The sequence below is a fragment of the Thiorhodococcus minor genome, from assembly GCF_010820565.1.
Classification (GTDB): domain Bacteria; phylum Pseudomonadota; class Gammaproteobacteria; order Chromatiales; family Chromatiaceae; genus Thiorhodococcus; species Thiorhodococcus minor.
In genome coordinates this window covers 1-20987 of record NZ_JAAIJQ010000090.1, presented here as the reverse complement: position 1 = coordinate 20987, position 20987 = coordinate 1, and the positions used below count along the sequence as shown (strand labels likewise).

The following is a 20987-nucleotide window of genomic DNA, read 5'->3' as shown; positions in this document are numbered from 1 at the left end:
GCTCATCGCCTATTCGCACCCGATCCATCAGGATCTGAAAGATCTCCCATAGCTCCCGCTCGCTGGTCGCCTCGGGCAGATCGACTACAGCGGGCTTCGGGCCGGCCCAGCCAGCGTCGGCGAGCTCGTCAATCAGCGACTCGAGATTGGTGGCGCGCGCCTTGGCGGTGCAGCCGATCAGAACGCTGTCCTCCGCGGTGAAATCGGCCGCGACCAGCTTCAGTAGTGCGGACTGAACGAAACGCACGCCGTCGACGCGGGCTTCATTGAGCAGGTAGTTGCAGCGAACGTAGTCGTTGACGCCAAGAAATGAGATGAAGCATCGGGCCATGTGGAAGCTCCTTGTTGTTGACCCGAGACGTTCTCGGGATCGGGCGCGACGGCGATATCGAGTCCTCGGTCATGCGCACGGAGTCACCGACCTGCACATAGCGAGCACCCTCGCGGTTGAGCAGCCGAACGGTTTCGAGCACGTCGCCCGTGGTTGCGTGTATTCGGTGGACTGATCCGCCGGGATTGCCGACAGCGCCGGCGACGCGTCAACGCCGAGCAGTCGCCGCAACCAGCTCAGCTTGCCACCTTTCCCAATCGGCATTGGCTTCCTCGTGCGTACGGTAACGGAACACGCCTTTAGGGACGCGGGTGCGGGTCTGGGCCATGGCCTTGCGCCAGGCGACTTCTTCGGTGCTCGGTGGGGCGAGCTTGCCGATAGGCCGCTGGGTGCGGCGGCCGACGGTGCGGTGGATGGTCATGGGACTCAGTCTCCAGAGTTGTTCGATGCGGCGAAGCTTAGCGCCCGTGGGAGCGCCGCCAAGGCGCGACGAGCCCGGGCTCTGAGGTTGGCGCCAGTCGCGGCGAGGCGCCGCTCCTACAAAGGCGCCGCGTGGAGAGCGCGCTCAAGTGCAGATTCTCGGCGTTCATTCGCCGGATCGCGCTCGCAAGGCGTCGATCTGCGCTTTGCGCTCGCGCTTCTTATTACTCGCGGGCCAGCCGATGAAGCCATAGATCTCTTCGGCGAGATCGGCTCATCGCCTATTCGCACCCGATCCATCAGGATCTGAAAGATCTCCCATAGCTCCCGCTCGCTGGTCGCCTCGGGCAGATCGACTACAGCGGGCTTCGGGCCGGCCCAGCCAGCATCGGCGAGCTCGTCAATCAGCGACTCGAGATTGGTGGCGCGCGCCTTGGCGGTGCAGCCGATCAGAACGCTGTCCTCCGCGGTGAAATCGGCCGCGACCAGCTTCAGTAGTGCAGACTGAACGAAGCGCACGCCGTCGACGCGGGCTTCATTGAGCAGGTAGTTGCAGCGAACGTAGTCGTTGACGCCAAGAAATGAGATGAAGCATCGGGCCATCTGGAAGCTCCTTGTTGTTGACCCGAGACGTTCTCGGGATCGGGCGCGACGGCGATATCGAGTCCTCGGTCATGCGCACGGAGTCACCGACCAGCACATAGCGAGCACCTTCGCGGTTGAGCAGCCGAACGGTTTTGAGCACGTCGCCCGTGGTCGCGTGTATTCGGTGGACTGATCCGCCGGGATTGCCGACAGCGCCGGCGACGCGTCAACGCCGAGCAGTCGCCGCAACCAGCTCAGCCTGCCACCTTTCCCAATCGGCATTGGCGTCATCTTATCTACAGGAACGGAACACGCCCTTGGGAACGCGGGTCCGGGTCTGAGCCATGCCCTTGCGCCAGGCGACCTCTTCGGCACTCGGCGGGGCGAGAATGCCGATGGGCCGCTGGGTGCGGCGGATGGTCATCAGAGGTCTTCATTTTCCACTCAGAATCTTGAGGATCGTTTGGGTCCGCTTGTAGTCCTTGTCCTTATCGGGCTTCTTGGTAGCCTCCTTCCATTTCTTCTCGTCCTTGAGTCTGTCCCGAACGATAGCAGCAACGGCTCTGCCCTCGTCGCCCTGCCATCGTCCGGCTTCGAGCAGCTGCACGAGATAGACCCCTTCGCTCAACCCACGGTCAACCTTCTCGGCGAGAGCCTCCGCGATGCTTCGCTCCATCGGTGAAAGTTGAGCGAGCCGTCGCTCGCGCTCGGCTTCCTCGCGGACGCGCTGTTGTTCGGCCAAACGCTCCTCCCGCGCCGCGACATCCTCCACCATCTGCCCATAGCCGACGGCCGTCTTGGCGCCGAAGCCGAGCCACTCGAAGGCATGCTCGAAAACGGCGCTGACGAGCTGCTCCCAGCGATCGCGGATCGGCTGCGGCAACCGCTCGACCTGACAGATCACATGAAACTCGAAATCAGAGCCAGCCGGGACGACGAGGAAGGGAATGGGATTCGGCTGGCCGGCGTCGTGCGGGGTGCCCTTGCCTTGGTAGTAGTCGGTATAGTGCGGGGTCATGATCTCGACCGCGAGCCGGCCGCCCTTGGGGTCCGGGAAAACGTCCCAGACGTTCAGGGCTCCCAGGGTATGGATGCTCGATCGCAGGCTGTCGAGATTCGCCAAGAACTTGGTCGACTCGTCGAGGTAGCGCGCCGCTTCCTTGGGATTGGGCAGCGCCCGCTTGATGAAGTCGGACAGATCGGGTCGATCTGTGAGTCCCTGGCAGTGCGTCTTGAATCGCGCCTCCCAGCGTGCGTGCCCCTCCTTCTGCTCTGGGGTGAGCTGCTTTTCCTCCTTGGTTGTCAGCGGCCACCAGGCGCCCGAGGCACCCTCGAAGCCGAATAGCCACCAAACGTCCAGCAGGGTGAAGTCTTGGGCGACCGCTGCGTCGCCGGAACGATAGTCCTCCGGGTACAGGGCCAGCTCCTCCGCCGCACGACGCAGAACACCCTTGACGCCAGAGCCAGCGAGGTAGGGCAGGCCATAGGGCGTGAGGAAGGCGAATCCGTTCTCTACCGGATGCTCGTTGCCGAGTCCGGTCGCGAAGGGCGACTCGGACTTGGCAGGAACGCTGAGGTGAGCCTCCGGGGTGGCCAGGGCGCGCTGACGCTCGCGCAGCCGCTTCACGAGATCGCGCACGTTGCTCGGAATCCGGGTCGTGCGCTCCAGGGCCGAGGTCTTACCTTTAGGGTCGGCGCTCCAGCTCTGGGTCCAGATTGGGAAGTAGAGATTGAAGCGATGGCCCGGCGCGGCGTCTCGGAACTCTTCGGCGATGTCCGCAACACGCTGAGGGACGGCGACTTGAGTCATCTTTGCTCCTCCGCGCTAAGGGTGGCTTACGGCGTCGACGAACTGGCGGATCCATTTGAGGATTTCCAGTGCTTCGTCAGTGGCGTGAAGGTAGGTCGCGGTATCCGCGGACTGGAGCTGTTTCATGAGCTCGCCGAAGACGCGGCTGCCCTGCCCCTGGTGCAGGGACTGTCGCCAGATCCGCTCAGACAGCCAGCGGATGAGGTCGTCCAGCAGCGCGTCGGCCGCACCCTTCTTGCTCGCATAGAAGGCCAGAGTCGGCATGAGTCCACTGGTCATGATCAAGGCCGGGCTACCCTTGGCGAGCCGTTTGTAATCGTCCTGATGTCGGCTCATGCCAGCGCTGGCAACCTCCCAAGCGAAGGCAGCACGCTGCTGATCGAGCGTCTGATTCATGGTCATGCTCCCGTGTCCTCCCCTACCGGCCGCACAATCACGAGACCACGTCCGGTGGTTGCATCGCCGCCGATTTGGAGCGCCTTGTTGGCGATTCCCGGTCTGTCGGACCCGGCACCCTCGAAGATGTGCGACAGGATGGCATCGGCATCCAGCCGCGCTGGCCCCGTTTCTTCGCCGGTCTTCTTGAAGCGCTCAAGGCTCGCCTGAGCAAGGCCCACCAGAATCGACTCGGGCGGTAGGTTCTCGGTGTAGAAGAGTCCGCCGTCGTCCGCGGTGCCCGACTCGTCGTTGATCCGGACATGCGGCTCGACCGCCATTCCGTGACGGGCGAAGTGGGCGAAGTCCGTGTCAGACAATACGATCAGGTCGGTGCGAAGCTTGTCGGCGAAGAACTTGTGCGAGGGGGCCGCCGGCAAGGCATTGTCGGCAAGCCAGGCGGCGATCTTTACACAATCGCCTTCTGCCCGGCTGAATTCGAAGGACTCCAAGATCACGGAGCCGCTGCTGACCGCCGAATCGGAGGCGGTCAGCGCCTGCTGAGCCTGGACGTTTTCAACGCTCCAATCCACGGGCACGCCCGCCAGCTCGGCGAACCGCTTCAGGCGGCCCAGCGCCAAGGGGCAGGTGGCGTAGACGAAGGCGCCTTTGAGCGAGCGCACCGGCAGCACGGCCAGCTGCGCGTCCGATACGGAAAAGGCCCCGGCATGATCGGACGCATTGGTCGGCGGGCCGAAGATGCGCGAGACGAGACTCTGGCCATTCTTCCCGCGCTCGCCGGACCAGCGCCGATTGAAGTGGTGCCGTAGCGCGCCCTTGATGCCGGAGCCGGCGAAGATCGGGTGCTGGGTATGGACCTCGCGCTGGATGGGATTGTCGATGGCGCCGATGGCCGAGCCGGCGCCCATATGGACCGGGCTGACGGCGTAGTAGAAGACGAGACGGGTAGCTTCGAACACAGAGATCTCCTTATGAGAGGGCATCGATCGCGACGATCTGGATCCGCTCGGAGGCGGCCCGTTCGAGGCGTCGATCATTGGTCCAGAATGCATTGCAGCCGGCGTCTAGCGCGGCCGCCAAATGGAGCGCGTCGATGGTCTTGAGACCGTGATAGGCGCGTAGCTCGGCGGCGCGGTCGAACAGCGTCCGCTTGAGCGGCGCGTACTCGATCCGGTCGCTCGTAAAGAAGTGGTCGAAGGCACGCAGCGTATCGACGTCACCTTCTCGCAGGGGCTTGACGCGGCACTCCAGGCGCGTCAGCTCGGTCAGGACGAGGCGATAGGCTGGCTGCGCGGCCAGCAGGCGAGCGATCTTCTCCTTCCAGGGCGGAACGGCTTGGAGCCGATAGATGAGGACACAGCTATCCCAGTAGATCCTCTTCATGGCTCAGTCCCAGCTCGCACGTTCCTCGGCGATGTAGGTGTCGATTTCTTCCTTGGTGAGCCGTCGGCGCGGCATGCGGTCGATTGCTGCGAAAAGCGCTTCAAGGCCCGCATCGGGCGGTTCGATCGGTTGCGCCGAGCGCACGATGATCTCCACCTCACCCGTCGGAAAATCCGTCGGCAAATCGAGCGTGAGATCAAGATGGTGACTGCCGCCGAGGACGGCGTTAAAACGCGCTTCGGGCATATCGGTTCCTCCTGCGGTTGCGAGAAGCCTCAGTGGCAAGGTTCCAGTAATCAGGGCCAAAGGCCGAGGCTGGCCAAGTTGTAGCCTTCGGCACGGCGGGACAGGTCGGCATTCTCGCCCCAGAGTCCCGCCCGCACCCATTCGACAAGCTTGTCGGCGTCGCCGCTGAAGTCCTCGAGCCAGTAGACGCTGCCGGCCGGCGCCGCGCGTTGGGCATCCTTCGGCCGCCACCCCAGCAGGTTCCAGCCGGAAACCACCTCACGGCGTGGAACGGCGCCGCAGACGAGTCTGGCGCTGAAGTCTCGGCCGCGCAGCTTGTAGCCTGTGTCGTCTTTCACGACGCCGGCGGGCAGCCAGCCGTGCTCGAAAAGCCCTGGCGTTTGCAGGATGAGGCGAAAGCGCCTGTCCTTCGTGATGCTGCTCGAGGGAATCTTGGGCGGCTGCCACTGGACGCGCTGATAGGATGCGCTTCGCCCGTCGCCGCCCAACCGCAGAAATCCGCTCTCCGGCAGCAGCGCGTCGACGCCCTCCATGCCGACGAGAAAGCCGGTTGTGGCGAAGGGGGAGTCGGGCGGATTGAAGGCGAAACCTTCGGTGGTGTAGATGAGCCCTGACTCGGCGGTCCCGGTCTGCGTGCTCAAGCCGATACCGAGGCGCGGATCGCGCGCGTAGAGGTCCTTCGCCTCGACGCAGTCCGAGCCTTCGGGCGTCTCGGCCGTAAGGTACTTTGTGAAGCCCGGCTGGCGCAGATAGTGGCCGGCCAATGGCTTTTCCTGCTTGGAGGCCCGCAGAATCGCGACCCGTGGAAGGAACTGACCGGAGGATAGCAGTTCGTTCTGCTCGCCCGGAGTGAGCGGCGCGAGGGTGGACTCCAGTCGAACCAGGTCAGCTGGGAGCGGCATCACGGCCTCGACACTGGCGCCCTGTGCTATGCCGTGCTGGCAAGCCAGACTGACCCAGGTGAGGCGAAAGGCTCCGGCGGTCTCTTGCTCGCCGTCGCGGCTGTCGAAGGTGCCGAGCGCGGTATCCAGAGCCGTATCTCCGGTTGACCCCTCGCGCGCGAATCGGCTCATGGCCTCTAGCGAGCGCCCCAGCATGGCGGAGCGGAAGGCCCCGGCGAAGAGCGACGGTGGAGGCGGCATGAGCCCGACGCCATGCTCCCCGGAATCGCCGAAGGCCAGGTTACCGCGCACGAATAGGCTCTCGGTGGGATTGACGAAGTAATAGGCGGTCATGACGGCTCTCCCTGACGGACCGGACGGGCGCTGCGTGACTCGCGGGCGAAAAACTCCGCGCCGACGAGGAGGTTCTCCAAAGTGGCTCGCGGGTGCTCAGGGCAGATGACGTCGCAAACGAAGTCGACCAGTTCCGGCGCGAATTGCCCGGTTCCCCCTTGGCGGCGGAATTGATAGGCCAAGGCGCCGGCGACTTGCTCGCGCCAGCGAGGCCCGTCTGCATTGCTTCTGGCATCCGTCACTCCCTCGAGCCACTGCTGCGCGCGATAGATGGCTGCGCGTGAGAAGTCGGTTTGAGCCAGCTCGCTGCGCAGTCGACTCATGAGGCCCAGGGCGGTGAAGTCGCATGGCGTCTGGTCGGAGTCGCTGCGCGGGCGCTCCATGATCGGTCGGCCTTTTTCGGTTACGGCCCACCAGGGGCTGGTAACGCTCACCTCGCCGCCGCCGCGCTTGAGGATGCGCAGGCAAAAACGGTCGCGTCCGGCCTGCTTGGCGTGGCCCTCGGCGGTGCGCAGCTCGCGCAGTACCATACCCAGGGGAGCGGTGTGATGCGCGACCACGGCCCCCATGGAGGCGGTCGCCTTGTGTCCCATCAGGGTCATGAGCCGCCCGTCGAGCATGCCGAAGCCTTGCTTGAGCCACAGCCGGTTGCTACCCCTCCGCTGCCCCTCTGGGCCGAGTCGGCCGATCCGCTCGGACAGACCTAGGCTCTCGGGGACTTCGAGACCGCTGTAAGCAAGCCGCAGCAACTGCATGGCGTCGAAGAGGTCATCGACCGCGACCAGCGCCAGGACGTCGTCGCCGCCGGCATAGATGAGCTTGCCCTTGACGCAGTCCTCGACGACGTGGCGGGCCAGATGGATGGAGAAGTCGTTGAGGGCGCGCGAGATGGCGGCATGTCGGGCCGGCGACGGCGGCCGCTTGGTTCGGGCATAGGCCGCCAGAGCGTCGTCGCGGCGGGCGAATTCACCGACCTTTGCTTGAATACGCGGATGCCAGGTGTCGCGGTAGGGGAGCTTGTAGGCGTCCTCGTTGCCGGCGAGCCAGGCGCCCATGCGGTCGCCGTCCATCTGAATGAGCGCGTAGTAAGTCTCGGGGCGAGCGCCGAAAAGGTCCTTGACCCAGCGCTCAATGTCGCCTTGCCGGATATCCGTACCGGCTAGCGGCTCACCAGGGTCTGGCTCCTCGCGTAGCTGCTCGAACAAGTCCGGAAGACGCTTTGCGACCGCGAGCAGCCCCGGATGCTGGTGCAGCTGCGGCATGATGCGCTTGGGCAAGGTGGCCGATTCGAGTCTCGGGCCAAGCGAGGCAATGGCGCTGTTGAGGTTCCCGAGCGCAACGGTGGCCTCCGGGCGGGTCTGAGCCCTTTCGATTGCGCCTTCGATCGCAGTCGAGACCGCTAAGGCATGGGTGCTGACCACGAAACGGCTGACCTTGTCGACGTCTTTTCCTACCAAGCCCGCCGCGACTTCGGTGGCGAACAAGGTCGGCCACAGCCGCTTCGCCGTGCAGACGGCACAGAGATGCTCCCCGTCCTTGGCCCAAGAGCGGCGTTTGCCAGCGAGCTTACCCCACAGACTGACGGCGTTGCGGTCGGTGCGGTTGAGCTCGAGCTGTGCGCGGTCATCCGTCAGCCATTCGCGCTCACCACATTGGGTACAGCGGTGCCCGACCTGGGTGAGCTGTTGGAATGGGCGCGCGGTCTTGGCTGCGGCGAGGGATCGCTCGGCCAGCTCGAAGACGGCGGGGTAGAGGACGCCGGCATTGGGCCGCCAGAATTCGAAGCCGTCCAGCTCCAGCTCGCGCGAGAGCACGCGCCAGATGTCGTCCTGGAAGATGCCCTGTTTGCGCAGGCCTGGGTGGATGGCGCCGAGCGCCTGCTGCAGCTGGCCGGCCGCGGAGCCCAGGTCGCGCACGTCGTCCGTAATCGGCCAAATCGCTGCCGACCACTGGACCTCCGGAAACTCGGCCATTTGGGCCGCGATCTGCGCCTCGACGGCCTGTGGTAGGGACGCTTCTGGTTCGATAGCGCCGCTCTGCTCGAGCACGGCTCGTGCCGCCCGCTCGGCAATGGCGCGAGCCCTCAGGCGTGCATTGGCCGCTGCCTGCTCAGCGAGCGCCCGGACCCGGGACTCGGGAACGATGGCCATCAGCTTGTTGGGCAGGGCGGCGGCGAAGAGCGGATTGGTGTCAGAGGCATCGGTGCACACGTCCGAGCGGATCTCTTGCAGCAGCTCGCGTCCTCGCTCGCCCAGCACGGCATCGCTGGCCAGCCAGGCATCGACAGCCGGGACACCGCGCAGAGAGGGAAAGAGCACCGCATCGGGGCCGACGGCCTCGGCGATCGAGCGGATGGCCTCCCAGACGATGGTCGATAGGAGATGGGAGCCGGCCCAGAGGTCGGACGTCGAGCGGGCCTGGGCTATAAACCCCTGGACGGGGCCGAAGCTCATCGCCAGTAAGGCGGGCCGCTCGCCGCCGCTCAAGGCAGACGCCAGTGCCGAAACACTGTCGAGGTGAGCCCAGATCGAATGATCCGGTACACGACTATCGGCCGGCATCAGCTGCCAAAGCGGACCGAGATCTTTGACGAGCCGGCCCTCCGGGCCGAAGCGCCAGAAGGCGAGGAAGGTACGGTAGGCGTCGCCCTCGAAAATCAGCCGCGAGAAATGGTCCGTGCTTAGCGTTTTGGCCTCGTCCGGCGCGATATCCGTAGCCAGCGGTCGCAGGTCGATGCGGTCTCCGGAGAGTGGATGGATCAGGCTCGGCTCAGCGGTGAAGGAGACGCGCTCCCAGGCCGGATAGCGGGCGTGCTCCGGACGCGGCCAGTTGGGGCGGTCAGCCGCCGAGGCGAGCCAGTCCGCGCGTTTGTCGAGCGTGGCGGCGTCGATGCCCAGGCGCTCGCGCAGGATTCGGGAGGTGCCCTGCTCGTGCCCCTCGCGCGTGCGCATCAGGATTAGGGATTTCTCCGCGGGGTCGTGGACCCAGGCGGCGAGTTTTTGTTTCCAATCAGTCATGGGCCTGCATCCTTTGTGCTTTCGAGTCCAGGATGGCGTGCACTTGGCGCCATGCGGTCAAGGAGACCTTGCCTAGCTCACGCTGGATCGGCTGTGGTAAGTCAGACACCATCTTTTCCGGTAGACGGCATGGCGTGTGAACAATCGTCCCGATCCAGCCCCCGTCTCCCTTGGCCGCCTTGAATCGAATCTGATTCGCGAGGCGCCCCTGGTTACCCCATTCGTTCCCGCTCACCTTGTGATGGGTCACCGGATAGGCGAGTAGATGCCGCGCCGCAAAGGACCCATTCGGCACACCATCTAACGACATAAGGCCTGGCTCGGTGCGAAATGCAATCTTGATTGCGGCTAGCTCGCGCATCAGTGCCGGCCATGTCGGCATTGCCGGCGTCTGCCAAACCAGTGGCTGGCCTTCATCGGCGCCGATCGCATGCGGCCAGGACAGCGTCAGACACTCATCGAGCGGTCGTTTGAGCCCTTTCAACCGTGTCGGACCGAGCTCAGGTATCGGGGGCGTCTCGCCCTTCGCTGTCAGCTGGAACGAGCCCCAGCCGTTCTTCGCTCTGGACCCGAGGGCGCCAAACCAAGCGCAGAGCTGAATGGCCTCGATGACCTCGCTAGCGAACTCGTTGGGGACGGCAATGGTCAGGGTCTGGGTGGCATCCACCGCTATTGCCGTTCGAGCCGGTTGATCACTCAAGGCGGTCCCTCCCTTGGCGAAAGTCAGGGGTCCATAGCCGAGATACAGCTGCGACCCAATCGCCATGACCTTACCCGCTTTGGTCGTGACCTCGGGGTGCGGGAGCTTTTTATCGCTAGTCCATGAGGAGACGCCACCAGGGCTCCAGTTGGAAAGCCGCAATCGCAGGAGTGAACGTCGGGAGTCGCCGTCATCAGCGGCAATACCGAACAGCCTCCCCTCGGCCTTCCTCAAATCGCTGACATCGAAGCCCACCTCCGGCGCCTTCACGATCCGCCACCAGTGCCGAATGAGCGCCTTGAAAGGCGGGGTGCGCCACTGCGCTGCCTGATGAGCGTTCCCTAAGAAGGCCGGCGTTGCAAAGCTGACCTCGTACTCGAGCTTCTTCATCAAATCGCTCCCGATCCTATTGAGCCAGATGTCTGATCACCGATTGCCGCTGATGCCCGTCTCGGGTGATCGAGTGGGAGCGGCGCCTAGCCGAGATCGCGCCCCCGTCGCGGCGAGGCGCCACTCCCACGGCTCTTTGTTCGACCGCGGGGGCGATTCAATGATCAAGGCCGTTGTCCAACTGTGTTTCGAGCGTCTTGCAGTCGCTTGCTAGATCATCAGGCTCGGCGAGCTCGCCCGGATCGTGCAGCAGCGCGCTCAGCGCCACGCGGCAGGATGCGGCGAGCCTTTGCTTATGAGTCATGCGGTTCTCCATACGTTGGCATTCTCCTCTCGAAGTCCACTACCTTTGGGGCTCGCAAGCTCGCGGCGCGTCTGATGCGATGTCGCCGACCGGGTCGGCCATGAGCCGATACCCCCCCAATCCAAACGCCGTCCCTTTGCCCACATGCGTCCATTGCCCGAGCCAGAGCGCGGGCCATAAAGCGGTGAGTGCGGGGCCTCCGAGGTCGATCTCGCCGATGAGTCCCCCGAGCTGCATCAGGGTGTCCTGGCGTGAGGAGTAGCGGGTCCACTCGTGCCAGCGCAGCCAGCGCGGCTGCCAGCCGAGATCCTTCGGGTCGGCCGGCAGAGTGTGCAGGTCGAACGTAGTCGGGTCGCCTCCCTGCAAGCTTGCGAGCGTGCGCAGCCGTCGGTAGAGCGCGCGGATGAGGTCGCCCGAGGCGAGGTCGCGGGCGCCGAGGAAGTGCCCGTCGCGCTTGATGCGCAGCGGCGTGATCAGCCTCAGCCGGACCGCCGATGGCGCAGGTGGTGGGGACAGCGGCGCCATCTCATGGGCGCGATAGACGCCGCCTTCGACGGTGTAGACCTGATCCCAGTGATCCGCGCCGAGGGTGCGCTCGCGCGAGACTCCGGTCAGGGCGAAACGGCCGCCCTCGCGCCCGAAGCCCCGTTGGCCGGCGACGCCTAGGGCATGGATGAGGTAGGGCGCCTGGCTGATCGCGGCGCCGATCAAGTGGATCCCCAGCGCGAAGGCGTCGCCCGGTGCAAGCCGGCGCGGTGCGGTCGGGTCGATGTCGAGCACGAAGGGATGCGGCATGGCCGTGTAGCCGGACTGCGCATGGTGGGGCGGTGCCGGTGTTTCGAAGAGCGTCGAATAGACGCACTGCTGGGCGAGCAGGCAGCCGTCGCAGGTCCGCTGCCGCGTGACGCAAGCGGTCCGCCGCAGGCCGTGCCCGAGCAGACCGCGCCAGGCGGAGCCCGGGTAGTCGGGCAGGCGGATGGGCTCCTGGGCCTCGAAGTGGAAACGAAACCGGGCGATCTGGGGGAAGGGAAGCGGGGGCGTTGCGTCGGCCGCGGCCAAAGCCTGGGCTTGGCTGCGGCTGATGGCGGCGGCGGTTGTCATTGCGTTCTTGTCCTCCCTGTGGCCGTCCTTGGCTTGGCTCTGTCCCTTGTGCGGCGAATCATGACTGATCGGTTGTGCAGCCGCTGAGGCCGCAAGCTTGCGAGATGCTTGGTGACTCGGGGCCAGAGCCGCGCCGCCCGCATCCCGCAGCTGCGCCTGAGATCGATCGTCTCATTAAGCTCTTGATATGACCAGGGGGCATGGTGTCAGACGCGGTTATCGCCAGTCGCATGCGCCCGGGGAGGACCTGGTGATCTGAGTGCGAGCTGCGGATCCCCGAGCACTATCGGGTCGTCATCCTGGGTCATGTGGCTGACACATGCAGTGACGTGGTGCACCGTTCGTCAATAGGTCGTTGTCTGAGACCTGCGGGCGGAAGCGCGGGGCGCTGTCAGTGGGGATGGGGCTATCGTTGAAGGAGACCTCGCCGAACCGACTGGGCTCGGCAGGGTGCAGCACGAGGATCTGCGGACCCTCGTGCTCTGGCAGTCGACGGCTCGGCTTAGAAGAGCGAGACCTGCCCGCTGATGCCGTTCTGCACCTGGTTGGAGCCGACGACGTTGAAGCCGCCGATGGCGTTGCTCTGATCGACCGCGACGGCCTGCTCCTGGGCGAGGGCGTGCGTGCCCAGATCCAGCGTCGGGCTGTTGAAGTAGCCGGCAAAGGCGCTGAAGGCATCTCCAGCGAAGGCGGCACCGCCGCTCACACCGCTCATGGCGGCCTTGTCGAGGGTACGGTCAGCGGACAGGTCGGTGATGGTCAACATGGCTGCTCTCCTATCGAGTTTCAGTGTGTATCAAAGGAACTTGGGTTGGCTTAGGCGACCTGACCGGCGATGCCGCCCTGGGTCTGATCCGAGATCACCAGGTTGAGTCCGCCGATGTTGTTGGACTGGTCGACGGCCAAGGCCTGGTTCTGCGACAGCAGGTGCGTGCCGAGGTCGATCTCCGGGGCATTGACGATGCCGAAGAGCGAATCGAAGTCGCTGAAGCTGAAGCCGCCGCGAACACTGGTCATAGCGGCTGCGTCGAGGTCGTTGCGAAGGGCGAGGTCGGTGATGGTCAGCATGATGGTTTCTCCAAGCGGGCGTTGCGTGTTGTTGATCCGTCGCGCTCTTGTTGCGCTTGTCAGGGTTAAAGCAGAGGCTGTGCCAACTTCTGAAAACATGCCGCGAGGCCAGTTGGGATGCGGCGTTTGGGGGCCTGCCACGGCGGATCGGTGGTCGCCGAAGCATCTTCGTGTTTGCGAGGGGCGAACAGACTAGAGAGAAGTGTTGGAAAAATTGAGTGGTGAGCCCCTTCAAGCGATTTCCAGGAGGGCTCATCCCAGAGAAGCGGTCGATGGGCTGGCTTGATGGCTCGGCCGAGCCATGTCGGATCGGGCCAGCCGCTCGATCCGTGGGGGCGGCGCCCCCCCGCGACTGAGGCGGTCGGAGCTGATCCGTCGCGCCGGGGCGGCGCTCCCACGCAATGCCTGCCCGATGGCGCGTGATCGAATCGCCTTTGCTAAGAAGACTCTCGGAAAGCGCCCAAGCGCTTATCCACGCGAGCTGTGGTCAGGGTTGTGGATAAGCTGTGCGCGACGGCGCCAAGTCGGCGTCAGCCTTCGTCGCGCCGACATCTGATCGCAACATGACCACCGGGGCGGCGCCGTCGGGCGTGGGTGTCTGCAGGCGCGCTCGGCTCGGTGCCCGCGTGGCAGCTCGCCATCCGCCTCCGTCAGGCCCTGCGCCCGTTCCTGGTGCCGTGCTGCTCTGGCTGGGCCTTGGTGAGAAGGCGGCCGGTCGATTGCGGGGGTGCTCTCGGACTTCAACGCACCCGACTGACCAGACGGACGAGGAGATAGGGCGTTACAGAATCGAGTCGCCCCTTGGGGAAGGCTGATCGCGGCGAGCGCGCGCGGCGCCTGGCTGCGTTGCAACGGATTCTCTCTTGAGAAAGATTCCGTCGTAGAGCCACTGCGACGCCTCGTTGCGCCCTGCCAGATACCAGGCTAGACGCACCTGGGAGGCCGTCCAGCCGCCGGATCTAGGATGAAGTCTTCAATGGGTAAGGGGCGCCCGAAGAGGTAGCCCTGAAAAGCATCACAGCCGTGCGCGAGGAGGAAGGCATGCTGCTCGGACGTCTCAACCCCTTCTGCGACGACCTGCAGTCCCAGAGAGCGGCTCATCGCTAGGATCGCCTCCACGATGGCGGCATCGTTCGGGTCGGTCGTAAGGTCCTGAACGAAGGACTTGTCGATCTTGAGCTGATCCAACAGCAAGCGCTTGAGATAGGACAGTGAAGAATAGCCGGTCCCGAAATCATCGAGCGAGAAGCTGACGCCCAGCGCCTTGAGCGCCTGCATGCGCTCAATGACAGCCTCGACGTTCTCCAGCACGATGCTCTCGGTGAGCTCGAGCTTCAGCCGGGTGGGATCGGCGCCTGAGTGCTCCAGGCTCTCGCGCACCTGACCGAGGAAATCCGGCTGATGGAATTGGCGGGCACTGACGTTGATGGCCAGTTGCAGGTCGCGCGTGGCCGGATCCGCGGCCCAGGTCTTGATCTGGGCACAAGCCGTGGCAAGGACCCAGCGGCCGATGGGCAGAATCAGTCCCGTCTCTTCGGCCAGCGGGATGAACGCCATGGGCGAGACCAGACCCTGGCCAGGGCGTCGCCACCGCAGCAGGGCTTCGGCCCCGATGCACCGCCCAGCGCGATCATGCTGCGGCTGATAGAAGAGACACATCTCGCCCTCTTCTAGGGCCTGCCGGAGCGCTTTTTCCAGCGCCATGCGCGCGTCCACGCTGGCCTGCATCGCGGGATCGAAAAAGCGCACGGCGTTGCGTCCGGCATCCTTGGCCTGATAGAGCGCCAGGTCCGCCTGTTTGAGCAAGACGTCGATCGACGCGGTCTGTCCCTGAAAGAGCGTGACGCCGATGCTGGCGGTGGCATGGTGCATGCCGCCTCCTTCTAGGATGGGATAGGGCGCGATGAGCGCCTGCCACAGCTGCTCGGCCACGCCCTCGGCGTGAGTCGCGGCGGTCGTCTTGCTCCGCCCTAGGCCCTCAAGCAGCACGATGTACTCGTCGCCCCCCAGGCGCGAGACAGTATCCTCCCCGCGCACCGCATGCTGCAGGCGCTGCGCGACTTCGATGAGCAATTGGTCGCCCACCGCGTGCCCTTGGGTATCGTTGAGCGCCTTGAACTGATCGAGGTCGAGCATCAGGAGCGCGCCGTACTCCTGGCTGCGGGTGCTGGCGCTCAAGGCATGGCGGAGGCGATCGAGCAGCAGTCGGCGGTTGGGCAGCTCGGTCAGGGGATCGAAATACGCCAGTCGCCGAACCTGCTCCTCGGCGGCCTTTTGCGCCGTGACATCCCGCACGGTGACGCGCCGGCCCTGGTACAGACCTTCTGCGTCGATGACGGCGCGACAGCGGTGGGTCACCCAGATGATCTGACCAGATTTCTGCACGAGGCGAAAATCCAGCTGATCCGGGTGCCGCCGGTCGGCGGTGCACTGCAGGCGCTGGAGGTGGTGGTCCCACTCAGAGCGATCCTCCGGGTGCACGATGGCCTCGATCAGCGCGGGGCTTTGCACGAAGTCCGCCACCTGATAACCGGTCAGCGCTTCGGCCGAGGGCGTCATGTAGCAGAGCGATCCATCCGGCAGGAGCCAGTATTCCCAATCGATCGTCCAATCGACCATGGTGTGGAACTTGGCCTCGCTCTCGCGCAAGGCGCGCTCGGTCTCTTTCTGGCTGGTGATGTCCTGCAGCGAAAAGGTGATGCCCTTGCTGGGATCGGCGGCGTCCATGGGCGCCCAGGAAATTATCATGTCGAGCACTCGCCCGTCCTTGCGCTGCAGCTGCGTTTCGACGCTGCCGATCCGGTCCGTTCCGAGCCGGTGATAGATCTCCTGTCCCAGGCGCTGATAGGCGTCATCGGAAGGGTAGAGCAGGCGGGTCGTCTGCCCGATCAGCTCAGCGCGCCTGTAGCCCGTCATCTGCAGCAGGGTCTCGTTGACGTCGAGCAAGACTCGGTCCTTCAGCATTGCGATCCCGACCGGCGCCGCTCGCAGAATGCTGTTGGCGCGCGCCTCACTCTCGCGCAGCGCATGTGCGTTGAGCTGCTCCTCGGTGATGTCCAGCGCGATGCTGAGCAAGCTCTCGGGCGTGCCGCGCGCATCGCGGTGGAGATACTTGATCACCGTCATGTCGTGCACCCGGCCATCCGCAAAAGGGAAGTGCTCCTGGCTGATGCAGGCTTCCTTGGTGGCCAGCGCCTTGGCGTCGGCGCGCTCGCATTGCACGGAAAGCTCCGCCGGCAGCAGCTCACGGTAATGCGGGGCAGCCCGAAGCGTCTCCTCGGAGACGCCTATCGCGTCGCAAAAGGCACGATTTGCGAGCTCGAGCCGACCATCGGGCTGCGTGAGCCAGATGCAGATCGGGGCGTGATCGAGGACGAGGCGCAGTTGCTCGTGCTTGCGGAGCAGGGCCTCCTCGGTCTGCTTGTGCGTACTGATGTCGCGCGCAAAGCCGACGCTGCCGACGACGTGCCCTTGGGTGTCGAACGCCGGGGACTTGAAGATCTCGAGCCACCGACGCCGACCCTGCAGGAGCCGCTCCTCCTCGACGCGGATCTGTGTGCCTGCACTCATGGCGGCGCGGTCGATCTCCCGGTGGCGCTCGGCCATCTCGAGCGGAAAGACGTCGTCATCGCACTTGCCAATCAGCGCCTGCGCGTCGGCCGCGCCAAGGCTCTGGGCGAAGACCCGATTAACCGCGAGAAACCGACTCTCCCTGTCCTTGAGCCAGACCTGGAATGGGAAGTTGTCGAGCAGCGCCTGCAGATAGCCTTGCTTGTCGGCGCTGATGTATGCCAAGAGCCCCCCGTCAGTCTGTGGATAGGGGGGCAGACAGCGCCCTGATGATGCATTCGGGCCCGCTCCGCCATCATCAAGGCGGCCGACCTCCTCAATGACAGAAGGCTTCGCCTCGGGCGTGAGGACTGTCCCCACCAGCAATGTGACGGTTGCCTTGCCCTCGGCGTCAGCCATGCGGCGCGCGCGCCAGGCGATGACGTGCTCTGCCCCGGAAGACAGTCGGAGACGACTGCGCCAGGTGGATGCCAGCGTGGGGAAGTCGCGATGGGGCTCGGTCTCCGTCAGCTGCTCGATGTCGAGTCCGAGGACGGCGCAAAGAGCCGTCCAGGGCTGACCGAGCAGCGGCGCTTGGGCGTGCTGCAGAACCCGCTGCGCGGCCGGATTCGCATAGCGCACCTCCCCGCTGGCATCGATCCCGATGATGAGCGCTTCAATCGTCTCCAGGACGGCGCTGAGCAACTGCCTGGGCTCCCAGGCATCCGGAATCATGGATGTTTCGCGTGGACGGATGTCCATGCATCTGCTCTCCATCAATCTGACCAACGATGGCTGGCGGCAATGATTGCTTTCGCTGTCGCCATAAACCACCCGATCTTAGCGAACGCCGAGGGTGGGCTCGCGCCGGAGTCCTCAGCATCCCTAGGCGGATTGGCTGCAGACATCCGAAACAGAGCCCTCCGTCACAGTCTTGAGTCAGGCGGACGCTCCGGCTCTTGGGTCTGTAGCGCCGCTTCAGCGGGATCCGAGGTGACGCGGGAACGCATGGCCGCCAAGCCCCCGGCATTGGCGCGCCAAATGCTGGTGTCGGCACTGATCGCACTTTCTTGAGCATGATCGAGATTCAAGATCTGCGATTTCTCAATAGCTCACGGCATGGCGGAGGCCGCCGCCCGCCTACGGATGCTTTGCGGCAACGGTCGGAGAGCGCCAGTCCGCTCAATACGGTCGTTGAGATAATCCCGGAAGGAGATCCCGACTTTGAGGCAGGTCTTCTTGAGGCTGGCGAGGGTATCTCGGCAGCGCCGGCCTGAGCTGGCGCCTCTCATGCCGGCGATCACCCAGACCACGCCTCCGGCAGGCAGGAAGCCAAGCACTCGACGAGAGAACTGTCGTAGGCGGCTCAGCAGCTCAGGCCTCTTACGGAGATCCTCGTCGCGGGATCGCGCCGGCCGCTCTCCTTGCTGCCCGCCTGCTTTGAAGTTTGGCCTTGACTCCGGGCGGCAGTTTAGGATCTTCTGCCAAGCTCCCATCGACTGCCACAGTCACCGAGGCAATCATGGCCGGACCCCCAGCGATGGCGACCATTCATCCCGACGTCGACCAGTGCGCTACAGAGCCGATTCATCTCGCGGGCGCGATTCATCCGGATGGTCTTTTGCTCGTCCTGCATGAGACGGATTGGCGCATCGTCTAGGCGACCTCCAACTGCGGCGAACTGCTTGGAATCGCGCTGGAGGATCTGCTGGAGCGCGAGCTGGACAGCGTGCTCGGCGTGGAGCTGCTGACAGCGGCTCGAGATGGGTTGGCCGCTTACCGCGAGCAGCCCATGGCCCCCTTTTCGTTCGCGTGGCGCTCGGCGCTGGATGGCCGCGCGTTGCTTGAAAGCCTGCCGCGAACGGGTGATCGGCGCGATGCGTCAGGGCGTGCGGCTCCCGGCCTTGCTCGCGGGAGACGATCAGTCCGACCTGCTCGGTGCGGTCGGGGCCGCGGGTGTGGCCCTGATTCGTGGCAACCAAGCCCATACGGGCGGGGCGACGCCCGACGCGGCACGGATCATCGACTTGGTTTCCGGCCTGCGTGGGTGCCGCGATCACGGTCGCTCCTTGCTATTCGCCACCGACTGTCTGAGCGACCACCTCCCCGAGACGGCCGACCTAGGGGAGACCGCCGCGGGGCTGATCTTTCTGCGCCTGGCGTCCACGCAGGACCTCGCACTGCTTTGGTTTCGGGCCGAGCAGGTGCGCCACCTGATTTGGGGCGGCAATCCGGACAAGGCGGTCAGCATCGGTCCCGATGGCCGCATCTTTCCACGCCAGTCATTCGCCGCCTGGCGGCAGACAGTGCGGTTGCGCAGTTGGCGCTGGACACAGGAAGAGCTGGCCTCCGCGACCGAGCTTGGGGCGTTGATCGATATCGAGCTACGCCATCAGGCCGAGGCCGCTTCCCAGGCCAAGTCGGTCTTTCTCGCCAATATGAGCCATGAGATCCGCACCCCCATGAACGCCATCCTGGGGATGAGCCATCTGCTCCGTCGGGACGGCGTGAGCGCGCAGCAGGGTGAGCGACTCGACAAGATCGAGGCCGCCGGGCGTCGTCTGCTGGATATCATCAATGCCATCCTCGACCTGTCCAAGATCGAGTCCGGCAAGCTGACCCTGCAGGAGTCCGAGGTCAGCGTCAGCGTCAGCGTCATCATGAGCACGCTCGTCTCTATCCTGTCGGACCGGGCGCAGGCCAAGGGCCTCGAGCTCCGTGTTCGGCTCCCGCCCCTCCCGGACAATCTCATCGGCGATTCCGTGCGCATCCAGCAGGCGCTGCTGAACTTCGCGACCAATGCGATCAAGTTCACGGAAACCGGCTCGGTCACGATTAGGGCGCGCGTCGAGGCGGATCTCGTTGACCGCATCATGCTGCGCTTCGAAGTCCAGGACACCGGGATCGGCATTGCCCCCGATTATCTACCTCGCTTGTTCAAAGCCTTCGAGCAGGGCGACCCCTCGACGACCCGCCGCTACGGAGGCACCGGCCTTGGATTGGCCCTGACGAAGCGGCTTGCACAATTGATGGGAGGCGATGCGGGGGTGGCCAGCACCCCGGGGGTTGGCAGCACCTTCTGGTTTACCGCCCGACTGAAGCGGGACGAGACTCTGCAGAGGGAAGCAGCGGCCGATACCCTCGACGCCGAGCGGATCCGGAAGCGGGATCACGCCGGCAGAAGGGTGCTCGTGGTGGAGGACGAGCCGATCAACCTAGAGCTTTCCTGCATCCTACTCAAGGATACTGGGCTTGTGCTAGAGACGGCCAAGGATGGCGAAGAGGCAGTCCGTCTTGCAAAGACTCAAGGCTACCACTTCATCCTGATGGATATGCAGATGCCCAAGATGGACGGCCTCACCGCGACGCGGGCGATCCGCCGACTGCCGGGGTACAGTCATACGCCGATTCTGGCCATGACCGCCAACGCCTTTGCCGAGGACCGCGCGCGCTGCATGGAGGCCGGCATGAACGACTTCATCACCAAGCCTGTGGAGCCAGCTTTGCTCTTCAGGACCATCCTCAAATTGCTCGCCCAGACTTGACGTGTGCCCGGGCCCAGTCGAGCCAGGCCGTCTCAGGAAGGACGTCCGAAAGAGAGCCGCGAACCGCCACATCCCAACTACAGACGTCGTCTTCGCGCCTGGCATGATCGGGCGTCAATGGCCCCACGCGCAGGCCCATGCGCTTACGGTCGATGTCGCCAACCGTCAAGGTGAGCGCCCGCGTTCCATTTGACTGCGGACTTCGACCGACGCAAGCCCGGCGTCTCGATTGGGACCGAGCGGACAAGACGGGCCAGGATTGCGGAGGATCGTCACAGGAGGGCCGGAGAGGGATCCGAGCGCGGGCGATGGCTCGCGGGGCAGCCCTGAGCGTCCTTGGACGCGCTCATTCCGCTGATCGCCTAAGGTGATTTCCTGAAATGATCCTACCCAGACAGCGCGCCAGTAGGATGGGCAAAGCCCCTGGCACGCCGGCGCGCATGGGGAAGACCTTTGTGGGGCGTGCCCACTCGGGTCGCTCAGGCGCCTGGACGATAGGCTACGGGGAATCTGTTTCCCGGAAATCGCCTTAGTCTAATTGGTGGAGCTGAGGGGGATCGAACCCCTGACCTCCGCATTGCGAACGCGGCGCTCTCCCAGCTGAGCTACAGCCCCGATACGAGCAGTGAGTCTGGTACGACTCCTTCAGACGTCGAGTTGAGGCCGGGAAGCCTCAACTCCCGCAATTCTGCACCCAGTACGCACCGCCACACAAGCCCCGTCGAGCGCTGCGCGGCGGCGGGGCTTGTGAACATGCCATTTCAGGCGTGCCGGGGCAGCTTGGGGAGAGTCTCCCGGTTGTTGTCGGATTGATGTCCGTGACCCGGCTTGGGCCTCGATCATCGCTTGGTCCAAGCGCTTGCTGGGTGGGAGCGGCGCCCCGCCGCGACGGTCGCGTGATCGCGGC

Annotated in this window: 18 protein-coding genes and 1 tRNA gene; 2 read left to right on the top strand and 17 right to left on the bottom strand. The window is 64.8% G+C overall.

All coding sequences use genetic code 11. From position 1 onward, the window contains the following. The 16 genes from G3446_RS21605 to G3446_RS21530 form a co-directional block, all read right to left on the bottom strand. Window positions 1-331 (bottom strand): TM1812 family CRISPR-associated protein (locus G3446_RS21605; RefSeq protein WP_164455179.1); only part of this gene is annotated, 331 nt, incomplete at its 3' end. Between the two features lie 208 nt (window positions 332-539). After that, window positions 540-752, bottom strand: a complete 213-nt coding sequence (locus G3446_RS21600; protein WP_164455177.1) for a hypothetical protein — start codon at window positions 750-752, stop codon at window positions 540-542. A 116-nt stretch (window positions 753-868) separates the two neighbouring features. Beyond that, on the bottom strand, window positions 869-1354 hold the full coding sequence (locus G3446_RS21595; protein ID WP_164455175.1) for a TM1812 family CRISPR-associated protein: 486 nt from the start codon (window positions 1352-1354) through the stop codon (window positions 869-871). Between the two features lie 415 nt (window positions 1355-1769). Continuing rightward, complete coding sequence (gene cmr6, locus G3446_RS21590; RefSeq protein ID WP_164455174.1) at window positions 1770-3146, bottom strand: type III-B CRISPR module RAMP protein Cmr6; 1377 nt, start codon at window positions 3144-3146, stop codon at window positions 1770-1772. Between the two features lie 15 nt (window positions 3147-3161). After that, window positions 3162-3548 carry a type III-B CRISPR module-associated protein Cmr5 gene (gene cmr5 / locus G3446_RS21585; protein ID WP_164455172.1) on the bottom strand — a complete coding sequence of 129 codons (387 nt, stop codon included), beginning with the start codon at window positions 3546-3548 and terminating at the stop codon, window positions 3162-3164. Then, window positions 3545-4501 carry a type III-B CRISPR module RAMP protein Cmr4 gene (cmr4, locus tag G3446_RS21580; RefSeq protein WP_164455170.1) on the bottom strand — a complete coding sequence of 319 codons (957 nt, stop codon included), beginning with the start codon at window positions 4499-4501 and terminating at the stop codon, window positions 3545-3547. Before cmr4 ends, cmr5 begins: the two co-directional genes overlap by 4 nt. 10 nt (window positions 4502-4511) lie before the next feature. Further along, entirely contained in the window at window positions 4512-4925 is a 414-nt protein-coding gene (locus tag G3446_RS21575) for a type II toxin-antitoxin system VapC family toxin (RefSeq protein WP_164455168.1), read from the bottom strand. Window positions 4926-4928: 3 nt separating this feature from the next. Next, window positions 4929-5171, bottom strand: coding sequence for a hypothetical protein (locus G3446_RS21570; protein WP_164455165.1), 243 nt, complete (start codon window positions 5169-5171; stop codon window positions 4929-4931). 50 nt (window positions 5172-5221) lie between these two features. Then, window positions 5222-6406 (bottom strand): type III-B CRISPR module-associated Cmr3 family protein, encoded by a 1185-nt coding sequence (locus G3446_RS21565; protein WP_164455163.1) that lies wholly within the window; start codon window positions 6404-6406, stop codon window positions 5222-5224. Further along, window positions 6403-9423, bottom strand: a complete 3021-nt coding sequence (gene cas10, locus G3446_RS21560) for a type III-B CRISPR-associated protein Cas10/Cmr2 (protein ID WP_164455161.1) — start codon at window positions 9421-9423, stop codon at window positions 6403-6405. Before cas10 ends, G3446_RS21565 begins: the two co-directional genes overlap by 4 nt. Further along, a complete protein-coding gene (locus tag G3446_RS21555; RefSeq protein WP_164455159.1) occupies window positions 9416-10513 on the bottom strand; it encodes a hypothetical protein in 1098 nt (365 codons plus the stop codon). Before G3446_RS21555 ends, cas10 begins: the two co-directional genes overlap by 8 nt. A gap of 157 nt (window positions 10514-10670) precedes the next feature. Continuing rightward, the gene (locus tag G3446_RS21550; protein WP_164455157.1) at window positions 10671-10829 is read right to left on the bottom strand and encodes a hypothetical protein; all 159 of its coding nucleotides are present in this window, start codon (window positions 10827-10829) and stop codon (window positions 10671-10673) included. Between the two features lie 27 nt (window positions 10830-10856). Then, window positions 10857-11918: a CRISPR system precrRNA processing endoribonuclease RAMP protein Cas6 gene (gene cas6, locus G3446_RS21545; protein ID WP_164455155.1), complete on the bottom strand. Its 1062-nt coding sequence runs from the start codon at window positions 11916-11918 to the stop codon at window positions 10857-10859. 502 nt (window positions 11919-12420) lie between these two features. Next, window positions 12421-12684, bottom strand: coding sequence for a hypothetical protein (locus G3446_RS21540; RefSeq protein WP_164455153.1), 264 nt, complete (start codon window positions 12682-12684; stop codon window positions 12421-12423). A gap of 50 nt (window positions 12685-12734) precedes the next feature. After that, window positions 12735-12986, bottom strand: a complete 252-nt coding sequence (locus tag G3446_RS21535) for a hypothetical protein (RefSeq protein ID WP_164455151.1) — start codon at window positions 12984-12986, stop codon at window positions 12735-12737. Between the two features lie 924 nt (window positions 12987-13910). After that, window positions 13911-17297, bottom strand: coding sequence for an EAL domain-containing protein (locus tag G3446_RS21530; RefSeq protein WP_245232678.1), 3387 nt, complete (start codon window positions 17295-17297; stop codon window positions 13911-13913). A gap of 760 nt (window positions 17298-18057) precedes the next feature. On the opposite strand from G3446_RS21530, the gene G3446_RS28330 reads away from it, so the two are divergent. Together G3446_RS28330 and G3446_RS21525 are read left to right on the top strand one after the other, a co-directional pair. Continuing rightward, complete coding sequence (locus G3446_RS28330) at window positions 18058-18195, top strand: phytochrome family protein (protein ID WP_245232677.1); 138 nt, start codon at window positions 18058-18060, stop codon at window positions 18193-18195. Between the two features lie 184 nt (window positions 18196-18379). Continuing rightward, entirely contained in the window at window positions 18380-20080 is a 1701-nt protein-coding gene (locus tag G3446_RS21525) for a response regulator (protein ID WP_245232676.1), read from the top strand. Between the two features lie 539 nt (window positions 20081-20619). Here the strand turns inward: G3446_RS21525 and G3446_RS21520 are convergent. Continuing rightward, window positions 20620-20695: transfer RNA gene (locus G3446_RS21520), tRNA-Ala, on the bottom strand. Window positions 20696-20987: the final 292 nt, after the last annotated feature.